Source organism: Nitrospirota bacterium, from assembly GCA_035516965.1.
Lineage (GTDB): Bacteria > Nitrospirota > UBA9217 > UBA9217 > UBA9217 > MHEA01.
The window spans coordinates 1-10,840 of the sequence record DATIZR010000059.1 but is presented as its reverse complement, the minus strand read 5'-3'; the positions used below and the strand labels follow the sequence as shown (position 1 = coordinate 10,840).

The window sequence follows — 10,840 nt, the reverse complement described above, 5'->3', positions numbered from 1 at the left end:
ATGTCGTCGGACGTGGCCGACAGCTCCTCCGAGCTCGAGGCCAGGGCGTTCGTCGCCGTATTGATCTCCCCCACGACACGGCGCAGGTTCATGGTCATCTGGTTGAAGCTCCTGGCCATCTCCGCGATCTCGTCCGCCGTGCCGATGCTGATCTCCTGCGACAGGTCGCCCCGGGAGGCCGATTCGGCGGCCGTCTTGACGGCGGCAACCGAGCGCAGGATGCCGCGGATGATCAACGTGCTGAGCACGAGGCCCGCGATGACGGCAGCGATGGCGAGCCCCGCCTGGAAGAAGTTCAGCCGCGACGCTGTTATGGCGAGCTTCGCGCTCTTGTCTTCGTAGTTTTTCTTGGCCTGATCGTTCATGTCTTCGAGCGCAATGCGGAGCCGCATGTCCACGCCGACGCCAACGCTCTTGTCAATGGCGAGGATATCGCGGCTCTTTTTCCTTGCCTCAATCAGGGCATCGATGCCGTGCTCATAGGCATCAAAGGCCGCCTTTGCGTTCTCGTACAGGTTCCGCTCGACGTCGTCTTTCACAAGCTTATGGAAGATTTCGATCTTGTCCCCCATTACCTGGACGTGCTCCCTGAACTCCTTGGCATATTTGTCGTCTCCGCGGATCGTAAAGCTCTTGAAGGCCTGCACGGCCTGGCCCAGCCGGTTTACCGACTCCATGCTGGCCTGCATCTGGGCGCCGTCATCGTCGGACAGGGACTTATATCCCTTGATCAGGGAGCGCTGGCCGAGAGCGGACAGGACCGACACGATCATGAGCGCCAGGATCATGACGCCCGCAGAACCGTAGAGCTTCTTTGACAGTGACATTTTCATATCTCACCTCTTTGGAGCAGTTCTTTTCCTTACACCGCGTTCACGATCTCGCCGGCCATTTCCTCGATGGACAGTATCTTATCGGCAATGCCGGCGTCCACGACCGCGCGCGGCATGCCGTAGACAACGCAACTTTCCTCGTTCTGAGCGAAGATCCTGCCGCCTGTCTTTTTCAGCGCAGCCAAGCCCTTTACGCCGTCGCTGCCCATGCCGGTCAGGATCACACCGAGGGCCCTGCCGGGGAACAAATCCGCGACGGACTGCATCAGATAGTCCACCGAGGGCCGGTAGATGAACTCATCGCGGTTCTCGGAGATGTTGACGACCGTCTCAAGGCCGCGGGGCCGCAGGAGGTGCATGTGGCCCCTGCCGGGAGCTACGAGGGCCACGCCCGGCCTGAGGGCCTCGCCTTCGACCGCCTCCTTCACCGTGATCTGGGAAAGCTGGTTCAGGCGCTCGGCAAAGGGGCCGGTGAAGTTCGGCGGCATGTGCTGGGCGATCACGATCGGCACCGGGAAGTCCTTGGGAATCCGGGGGAGGATCTCCTGGATCGCCCTGGGGCCTCCCGTGGACGTGCCGATGGCCACGATTCCCATCCGCCGCTCGCCCGTCGACCGGGCGGGTATCACGCGGGGCGCCTCCGCGGTCCGGACCAGGGGGACGGACCGCCGCTTCCTCAGCCTGCCGCTGTGCGCGATCTGCTTCACCGTATCGATGAGCATCGCCTTGATCTTGACGATGTTGATCGAGAGCTCCGACAGGTTCTTGGGGATGAAGTCCACGGCGCCGTGCTCGAGCGCCTCGAGCGTGACCTGGGCTCCTTCCGTGGTGAGCGAGCTCACCATGATCACCGGGACGGGCGTCTTGTCCATGATCAGCCGCAGCGCCTCGATCCCGTCCATGCGCGGCATTTCCACGTCCATGGTCACCACGTCGGGCTGGAGCTGGGCCGTTTTCTCCACCGCCTCGACTCCGTCGCGCGCCGTGCCGATCACGCGGATCTCGGGGTCCGAGGACAGCATGTTCGTGAGCGCGTTCCGCATGAAGGCGGAATCATCTACTATGAGAACCGTTACGGTCATGTCCCTCACCAATCCGTCGGAGCTGCCTCATCCGAAAAAAGGCCTACGCGACGCCCTTTCCGTTCAGGAACGGACCGTATTTCTTGTCCGTATCCATGATGTGGCGAGCCAGCCAGTCCTTCAGGAAGTTCATGACATCGACGGTGACGACCGCCTTTCCTTCGCGTACACTGGCGTGCAGTTCGGCGACCTGCTTGGTCAGCGCGTCGTGCTGCGCCTTGTGCGCAACATACCCTGCATATCCGTGCTTCTGCATCAGACGCTCCTCGCCCGCAAAATGCGACTTCGTGTACTCCGCCAGGCCGTCGAGGATCTTTCCCATCACGTCTTTGCCCTTGCCCGAGCCCATGGCCGAGTGAAGTTCGTTGACCATGGCGACGAGCTTTCTGTGCTGGTCGTCGAACTCTTTGATGTTGACGCTCAGTGCTTCCGTCCAGGTGATCAGTGCCATAGCTCCTCCTCTTCAGATATTTCGCGAAAAAAATCTTGCACCACCAAGGACAAGAAGAAGGCGGAGAGAAGCCGACCGTTCAACTTCTTGACAGCTTTCTCCTCTGCTTCGGCTTTCCTCTGCGACCACTGTGGTTTCATATTTTTGCATCTTAGGCTTTCATGCAGTGTATGGCTCTGCAATGACCCCAAGACTATTTGATGCGGGAAAGTCATGCCCTTCCGACATTGAACCAGCCTACCTTTGCCTTCAGGTCCGACGACAGGCGCTCCAAGTCGCCGGATGCCGCCGCGATCCGGTCCGTCGTGCCCGCTGTCTGTACGGTAATTGCGACGATGGAGTCCATGTTCCGGGTCACGTCCTCGGCAACGGAAGACTGCTCCTCTGACGCGGCCGCTATGTGACTGACACGCTCCATGTCCTTCGTCGCCGCAGAGAAGATGAGGTCCAGGGAGCCTTTTGTCTCTTCCACTAGCTTGACGCCGTTCTCCACTTCCGCCTTGCCTGTCGTCATGCTCGCCACGGCACTTTCCGTGTCCGCCTGGATCTTCCGGATTCGCTCCGCAATCTCGCTGGTCGCATGTGCCGTCCGCTCCGCCAGCTTGCGCACCTCGTCGGCCACGACGGCAAATCCACGCCCCTGTTCGCCGGCGCGCGCCGCCTCGATCGCGGCATTCAGGGCCAGCAGGTTGGTCTGGTCCGCGATGCCGTTGATCACCGTGACGATCTCTCCGATCTGTGCAGAGCTGTTTCCCAGTTCCGTGATAGTACCGGCCGCCGCACCGACGGACTCGGCGATCCGGACCATCTCCTGGACCGTCCGCTCCACGGCATTTTTGCCCCGCAATGCGATGTCCGCCGACTCCCGGGCCGTTGAAGCCGTATCGGTGGCATTCTTCGCCACGTCGGTGATCGTCTGCGACATCTCGCTCATGGCTGTCGCCACCTGTTCGGTCTGCGCCCGCTGTTCGTCGGCCTTCCGCTTGAGGTCGCCTGCGGTATTGATGAACGTGTGGCTCGCTGAAGAGATGTCCCCGATGCCGGCCTGAACGGCTCCGATGATGGATTGCAGATTGTCCAGGAACGTATTGAACCACTGTGCCAGTTCGCTCAATTCGTCGCTTCCGTCCGCCTTCAGCCGCTTCGTAAGGTCGCCTTCTCCCTGGGCAACGTCCCGGATGCGGTCCACCGTGGCCCTGACCCGCCGCGTGATCAGGCGGTCGACGAGAAGGGTGAGCCCGGCGGCGAAGAGCGCGATGGCGATTGCAATGCCGAGGATGACGATCAGAACGTTCTTCCGGATGCCGGCTTCGAGCGCAGTCCGGTGGTACGCCAGCTTGAGCTTGCCGAGCGCGACCCCGTCTGCGCTGACGATGGGCTTCTCGAAGATCAGGAGGTCGGCCGTGTCCGCGGGTTCGGAGCTGGCCTTCGTGACCGGCTTGTTCTGCGGATCGGTGAAAACGGCAAAGGCGACCTCCGGGTCTTTCGTGATGTTCCTGACGTATTCCTCGAGAGACATGACGTCGAAATTCTGGTAGGACGCCGCGCTGATTTTCGTCATGAAGTCCGCCTCGGCCGTGCCTTTCGATTCCATCATCCCCTTTAGTGCAGCCGTCCCGCTGATGGTCATGAACAGTCCGAGCAATCCCAGCAGGGCAACCATCAGGAGGAGTGTAGGGATCAGGAACCGCTTGCCGATGCTGTTTTCGCCGATATTCATAGGCGGCCTCCCCGGTCGGTGCTGTAGAAGACCCGTCGTTGATTCATGAAGCATCCTTTCCGCCGCCTTCAAGGCACTCAGCCTTGAGGCCGCACATATGCCCGTTGATTTCGCACCTGCTAAAATCCCAGCTCCTTGAGCAGATCATCGACGTCGGACTGGGAGACCTTCTCGGCCGCAGCCGCAGGCTCTTTCGACCCCGGCTCGATCTTGACGCCGAAGGAGGTGACGAGCCGCACGAGCTCGCCCTCGATGTCGTTCACGAGCGTGATGACCTTCTTGATCGTCTGGCCGGTCAGGTCCTGGAAGGACTGGGTGGTCAGGATCTCCGTAAAGTCGTCCTCGAGCCCGTTCTTGAACACCTTGAGATACTCGATCGTCTCGGGCGGTCCCTGCACCTTCCGGATATGGCCCGACAGGTCGTCCATGCGCAGGATGTACTTTTCCACGACGCTCATCGTCTTGTTCGCTGCCTCCTCGGTCTTCTCGATCACGAACTGGAGCTTGTCCACGGCGTTCGGGATCTCGGCCCGGGTAATGTCCTTGAGGCGGGGATCAACGGCCTCCCTGAAGCTCTTGATCGAGTCGTGCAGCTTCCGGGTGATCTTGCCGACCTCCTTGAACAGGTCCCCATGGCCGTTCTTGACGATCGTCTGGATCGCAGCATCGGCCGTCTCGTAGTTCTGCTCGGAAACAGCGGTCATGAAGCACATGATGTCGTTCAGGATCTCCTGGCGCGGGTCGTTCTCCGCGACACGCATCGTCTTCTCGTAGGAGGAGCGGGCTTCGAGAAGCTCCCTGATCCTCACCTCGCCCCCCATGGTTTGGACCGACCGCGTCACCGACCGGGCGCCGTCGGCACCGGCGTCCGAAACTTCAGCGGCCATGTCCTCGAGGAGGCTCATGTCGTCGAGGGGGATGAGCTTCTTGATGTCCAGCAGCACGACGAGCCGGCCGTCGAGCTTGGCCACGCCCTGCACCTGGTCCGAGTGGCCCTGCGTGAGGTTCTCCGGCGACTCGATCGCCGCCTCATCGATGCTGATGACCCCGCTGATGCCGTCCACGAGAAGGCCGAAGGTTATCCTGCCGCTGGCGATGACGATCACTTTGCGGCCGCCCGTGCCGTCGTCCTTCACGCGGATCAGATGCTTCAGGTTCACGACGGGGATGACGCTCCCGCGGAGGTTCGTAATGCCCCTGAGGTAGGGCGGGGACTGCGGTATCTGGGTGATCTCAGGCAGGTTGATGATCTCGCGCACCCGCGTGATCGGGATCCCATATTCTCCCGTGTGAAGATGAAACCCGATGTACTGTTCCACTGACGGCCTCCTTACGTGTCCTGTAAACTCGAATGCCTGATTTCGAAATCCTCAATGAGGATTGAGCGCTGCGAAAATCGATTTTTTCTCACACCCGTGCGTAGCCCACGGCGCTCTTCGCGATCGCGGCGAGGTCGAGGATGAACACGACCTTGCCTTCGCCCGTGATCGTTGCACCCAGGATGGAGGATGAGCCCGTGTTGATGCCCGACACGGTCTTGATCACGACCTCCTCCTGTCCCAGCAGCTCGTCGACGCCGATGCAGAACCGCTTGTCGCCGATGGCGACCACGACGGCATAGCGGAGAACGCCGCCATTCCCGCCGGAGCCGATGATCTCGGCCAGGTTGAAGAGGGGATAGACCTTCCCGCGAATGACCAGCGCTTCCGTACCGCCCATATCCGAGATGCTGTCCTTCGACACCGTGAGCGTCTCTTCGACGGGTGCGAGCGGGATCGCGTACCGCGAGCCGCCCGACCGCACCATGAGCGTCTGGATGATGGCCAGGGTGAGGGGGATCCGGATGCTGAAGGTGGTTCCCGCGCCCTTTTTCGAAATGATTTCGACGGTGCCGTTCAGCTTCGAGATGTTCGTCTTGACCACGTCCATGCCCACGCCCCTGCCGGAAAGCTCCGTGGCAACTTCGGCCGTGGAGAAACCGGGAAGGAAGACGAGGTTCACGAGCGCCTCTTCGGTCATGCGCGCGGCGTCTTCCCCGGTGATCAGCTGTTTCTCGATCGCCTTCCGCTTCACCTTCTCCACGTCGATGCCCCTGCCGTCGTCGGACACCTCGATCACGATCTGGGTGCCCTTCTGGGCCGCGCTGATCGAGATGGTGCCGGCGGCCGGTTTGCCCTTCCCGAGCCGCTCCTGGGGCGTCTCCAGGCCGTGGTCGACGGCGTTCCTGATGATGTGCACCATCGGGTCGCCGATCTGTTCGATCACCGACTTGTCCACCTCGGTGTCCTCGCCGGATACCCTGAGCTCCACGGCCTTGCCGAGCGGGCCGGAAATGTCCCGGACCAGGCGCGGGAACTTGCTGAACACCTTCGCGATGGGCTGCATGCGCATCTTCATGACGCCGAGCTGCATGTCCGACGTGATCAGGTCGAGGAAGGAAACGGCCTCGAGCAGGCTCTGGACGTCATGGTCGTCGCTGTACTGGTGCTCGAGCCGGTTCACGATGTTGAGCAGCCGGTTCCGCACGAGCACGACCTCTCCGGTCAGGTCCATGACCTTGTCGATCTTGTTCACGTCCACGCGGAGGGTCTGGAGGGCGTCCTGCCTTTCAGGCGTTACCGCTGCGGCTGGTCCGGCTTCGGCAATGAGCGGCTGCCCGGCCATCGCCGCTTCCGGTTCGGAGCCCGGCGTCCGGAGTTCGGCGTTGAGAGCCGGGGCGTCTGGCGTCGGGCTCTTGTCCGGGCTTCGGCCGTTCTTCTGCTCACCGGCCGTCGCTGTCGCTGCCACGGCGCCGGCTGCCTGAAGGGCCAGCTCGAGCGCAGCATTCAATTCCTGCACGACCGGTCCGATGTTTTCCTGGGCGCCGTCCTTGTCCTTCACATGCCTGAGCAGGAGCCGGAGCATGTCGACGCTCTTGAGCACAGCGTCCATGAGCCGGCGGGATATGGCGATCTCACCCTCGCGCAGCTTCTTCATGATGTTCTCCGCGCTGTGCGCCACATCGACCATGGACTGCAGCCCCAGGAACCCGGCCGCGCCCTTGATCGTGTGGACGCTCCGGAAGAGCTTGTTCAGGATCTCCTGGTCGTGGCCCTTCGCCTCCAGTTCCACGAAGAGGGGGTCCACCTTGTCCAGGGTCTCTTCGGACTCGGTCACGAACTCCGCAATTATTTCTTCCATTTCATCAGGCATGATTGACTCCCGTTCGGAGCGTCGAGTTGGGTGCTCGGTGCAGTATTCACGCTGTCTCTCCCGACCCCGAGCGCTCCCGGCTGCGCTATTTTTTCTCCAGTTTCTCAAAAATCCGGTCCATTTTTTCCTTGAAGATCTCGGCCGTGAACGGCTTCACGATGTAATTGTTGACGCCGGCCTGGATCGCCGTGATGACCTTGTCCTTTTCCGCCTCGGCCGTGACCATCAGGAACGGGACATCCTTGAGGGCCGGCTCCTGGCGGGCGGTCTTGAAGAACTCGAGGCCGTCCATGTTCGGCATGTTCCAGTCGGTCACCACGAAGCCGTAGCCGCCGCCCTTCATTTTTGCCAGTGCCTGTGCGCCGTCCTCGGCCTCTTCGATGTTCTCGAAGCCGATCTGCTTCAGCACATTCTTCACGATCCGCCGCATGGTCGAAAAATCATCGACGACGAGTATTTTCATCTTGAGATCAGGCATGGGAACTTCCTCCTTGTGCGAACATGTTCTTTAAGATATGCCGTATGTTCTGGATGACCACATCCGCGGTCACCGGCTTCACGAGATAGCCGTTCACGCCCACGGACATCGCCCGCTCGCGCTCCTCCGGGTCCGCTTCGGTCGTGACCATCAGGATCGGGAGCTCCTGCCGCGCCGGGTCGGCCCGCATGGTCTTCACGAACTCGATACCGTCCATGTAGGGCATGTTGAGGTCCGTGATGATAAGGTTGGGCTTTTCCCTGCCCACCTTCTCGATGGCGTCGAGCCCGTTCTCGGCATAGGCGATCTCGTACCCTTTCGTCTTCAGGTACAGGCCCAGCAGTTTCCGCGTTGTCGCGTCATCGTCCACGATCAGTATTTTCATGGCTACACCCTCTGATAAGCAACGACCTTGTCAAAGACGACGGGCTTGAACGCCCTCGTCACATTGTGGAGGCTTTCGGAGGAGCCGATGAACAGGAAGCCCCCCGGCCGCAGGCTGTCGTACAGCAGCGATACCGCTTTTTGCTTCGCCCGGTCATCGAAATAGATGAGCACGTTGCGGCAGAATACGACGTCCATTCCCTGCACCGCGCGCATTTTCGCTGCGTCGATGAGATTGATGTTCATGAACCGGACCGGTGCCCGGACGGACGGGTCGAGTTCGTGCGTCCAGCCGTTGCTCTTGAAGTACTTTTTCAGGTACGGTTCCGGCACGTTCCGCATCGAATAGGAGCCGTAGACCGCCTTCTGTGCCGACGCCAGCACCTCGTTGCTGATGTCCGAGGCGACGACGTCAATGCGGCTGCAGCTCCTCTTCTCCATCAGCATCATGACCAGGGTATAGGCCTCCTCGCCGGTCGAACAGGCGGCCGACCAGATGCGGATGTCCCTGGCGCTCTTCTGCTGCAGGACCGCCGGCACCACGGATTCGACGCAGACCTGCAGTTGCTGGGGTTCGCGGAAGAAGTAGGTCTCGTTCGTGGTGATGGCATCGAAGAGGCGGCCGAGCTCGTCGCCGCCGGAGTACCGGACCAGGGACAGGTAGTCCTCGAAGCTGCCGACGTTCCTGTCCTGGAGCCGCGCGCCCAGTTTCTTTTCGACGAGATACTTCTTCGCGTCGGTTATATAAATGCCGCTCTTCTCGTAGATGAAGTCCCGGATCTGCCTGAAGGTGGGGTCGGGCAACACAGGGTTCAGCATAAACGCTCCACGACCTCCGCGACCCGCTCCCGGACCGCCGCATCAGGGTGGTTCTGCAACGCGGCCAGTCTGACGGCCTCGCCGGCGCCGAGCCGCTCGAGGGTCTCGATGGTCGCGAGCACCACGGGCGCTTCCCGGTCATAGAGCAGGGGTATCAGGGCCTTGCCCGCCTCGGGTGAGCCCGATTCGCCGAAAGCCCTGACCGCCGTAAGCCGCACCCAGGGGTCCGCGTCCGCCAGCGCCGATCTCAGATCGTCGAGGCAGCAGCGCCGGGCGCCCAGCGCCGCGATGGCTATCTTGCGCGCTTCCGGATTTTCGTCCCGGAGCGCTTCGGTCATCCGCGCAGTCGACCGTTCGTCCTCGGACCGTCCGAGGCCGGACAGGGCCGCGAGCCGGACGGCGGGGTCCGTGTCGCGGGAAAGTGTGATCAGCATGTCGATGCCCGATGCGAAGCGGGCCATCGTCTCCCGCACGAAGGGGACCAGAGCGCCGCGTTGCGCGTACAGGGCCGCTGCGTCGATCCGGAGGAGGGCCTGTACCGTCTCCTCGAGGACATCCCGGTAGTTTTCGACGTCCAGGTGGGACAGGATGGCAGAAAAGGACTCCCGGTCGCCGGACCGGCCGAGGGCAGCGATCGCACACCGGCGCACATGGCCGTCGCGGTCGTTGATCCGCAGTCGGAGCTCCCGGAGCGCCTGCTCGCCCCCGATCCCGCACAGGGCAAGGATGCTGGCCCTCCGCACTTCTCGCAGGTCGCCCTCCATCTGGGCAATCAGGCTGGGCACCGCCTCGGGACATTGCAGGTCGCCGATGACCTCGATGGCGAGCACTTTTCCCCGGAACTTGATTGCCGGGTCGGCGAGGACCGCGGTCAGCGCCGGCACGCAGCCGAACTTCTCCAGCGCCTGGCGCGCGAGGATCAGCCGCTCCTCGTTCTCCGGGTCCGAGGGATCCAGAGAGCCCGCGATGTCGAGGATGACCGGGATGGCGCGCCGGTCGGCAAGGTCCGCAAGCCCCCGGAGAGCGATCAGCCGCTCCTCCCAGTCGCCCCGGGTGAACATCTCGATCAGCAGGTCCCCGACCTCGGCCATGGACGGCGTGAGGCCGATCTGGACCAGGCTCTTCACGATCGCGGACTTCTCGCCAGTTCCCGCGTGGGACAGGCGGTCAACCAGCGCAAGGCTCGAGCGGGGCGAGCCGATCCTACCCAGCGTCTCGATGGCCGCGTAACGCAGTGCTTCCGAAGGCCCCGAAAGCAGTTCCCGGACCGCGCTTTCGCAGGATTCGTCCTTCAGCAGGGAGAGGGCTTCGAGGGCCGAGAAGGAGACCCACTCGCTGTCCGTGAGCGCGGCGATCAGCGACGGGAGGGCGCCGCGATCGCCCAGGGTGCCCAGGGCCTTTGCGGCCGATGCCCGCACGTTCTGGTTCGGGTCGGTCTTGAGCAGGCGCGCGATGTCGGATTGGTATTCGCACCACCCGATGTCCCCGACGAGGTCAAGCGCAAAGGTCCGGATATCGTCATCCTTGTCGGCGAGCAGCGGGCGGAGGAGCGGGACCGAGGGCCGTCCGATATGGTGGAGGATGATGCGGGCGGTGTTTCTGAGGAATGGGTTTTCCCGCAGGAGCGGAAGCGCCATGTAAGCGGTCGCCTCGCCGCCAATGGCAATGATCGACCGCATGGCCGCGTCCTGGACACCGGGGTTATCGTCGCGGAGCGCCCGGATGAGGGGATAGACCGCGCGTTCATCTCCGGCCGCAAGCGCCTCAGCCGCGCATCTTCTCTCGACAGGGTCGGCATCGGCAAGCTTCTGCAACCACGTGGTAAGTTCGTTTCGTTCGAGCATGGCAAAGTCCTCTCGAACGTACTTATCGTCATTTCCC

The 10,840-nt window shown here is 62.3% G+C and carries 10 protein-coding genes; all 10 read right to left on the bottom strand.

All coding sequences use genetic code 11. The features are described 5' to 3' along the window. Nucleotides 1-833 (bottom strand): methyl-accepting chemotaxis protein (locus tag VL197_08660; protein ID HUJ18052.1); only part of this gene is annotated, 833 nt, incomplete at its 3' end. A 29-nt stretch (nucleotides 834-862) separates the two neighbouring features. Further along, nucleotides 863-1,915: a chemotaxis response regulator protein-glutamate methylesterase gene (locus VL197_08655; protein HUJ18051.1), complete on the bottom strand. Its 1,053-nt coding sequence runs from the start codon at nucleotides 1,913-1,915 to the stop codon at nucleotides 863-865. A 43-nt stretch (nucleotides 1,916-1,958) separates the two neighbouring features. Further along, the gene (locus VL197_08650; protein ID HUJ18050.1) at nucleotides 1,959-2,366 is read right to left on the bottom strand and encodes a bacteriohemerythrin; all 408 of its coding nucleotides are present in this window, start codon (nucleotides 2,364-2,366) and stop codon (nucleotides 1,959-1,961) included. Nucleotides 2,367-2,577: 211 nt separating this feature from the next. After that, a complete protein-coding gene (locus VL197_08645) occupies nucleotides 2,578-4,086 on the bottom strand; it encodes a methyl-accepting chemotaxis protein (protein ID HUJ18049.1) in 1,509 nt (502 codons plus the stop codon). Nucleotides 4,087-4,205: 119 nt separating this feature from the next. Further along, a complete protein-coding gene (locus VL197_08640) occupies nucleotides 4,206-5,405 on the bottom strand; it encodes a protein phosphatase CheZ (protein HUJ18048.1) in 1,200 nt (399 codons plus the stop codon). A gap of 88 nt (nucleotides 5,406-5,493) precedes the next feature. Then, nucleotides 5,494-7,278: a chemotaxis protein CheA gene (locus VL197_08635; protein ID HUJ18047.1), complete on the bottom strand. Its 1,785-nt coding sequence runs from the start codon at nucleotides 7,276-7,278 to the stop codon at nucleotides 5,494-5,496. A gap of 85 nt (nucleotides 7,279-7,363) precedes the next feature. Beyond that, nucleotides 7,364-7,756 (bottom strand): chemotaxis response regulator CheY, encoded by a 393-nt coding sequence (gene cheY, locus VL197_08630; protein ID HUJ18046.1) that lies wholly within the window; start codon nucleotides 7,754-7,756, stop codon nucleotides 7,364-7,366. After that, on the bottom strand, nucleotides 7,749-8,141 hold the full coding sequence (locus tag VL197_08625; protein ID HUJ18045.1) for a response regulator: 393 nt from the start codon (nucleotides 8,139-8,141) through the stop codon (nucleotides 7,749-7,751). Before VL197_08625 ends, cheY begins: the two co-directional genes overlap by 8 nt. Before the next feature lie 2 nt (nucleotides 8,142-8,143). Continuing rightward, on the bottom strand, nucleotides 8,144-8,959 hold the full coding sequence (locus VL197_08620) for a protein-glutamate O-methyltransferase CheR (GenBank protein ID HUJ18044.1): 816 nt from the start codon (nucleotides 8,957-8,959) through the stop codon (nucleotides 8,144-8,146). Beyond that, the coding region (locus VL197_08615) for a HEAT repeat domain-containing protein (protein ID HUJ18043.1) at nucleotides 8,953-10,840 on the bottom strand (1,888 nt) is incomplete at its 5' end. The genes VL197_08615 and VL197_08620, both read right to left, overlap by 7 nt.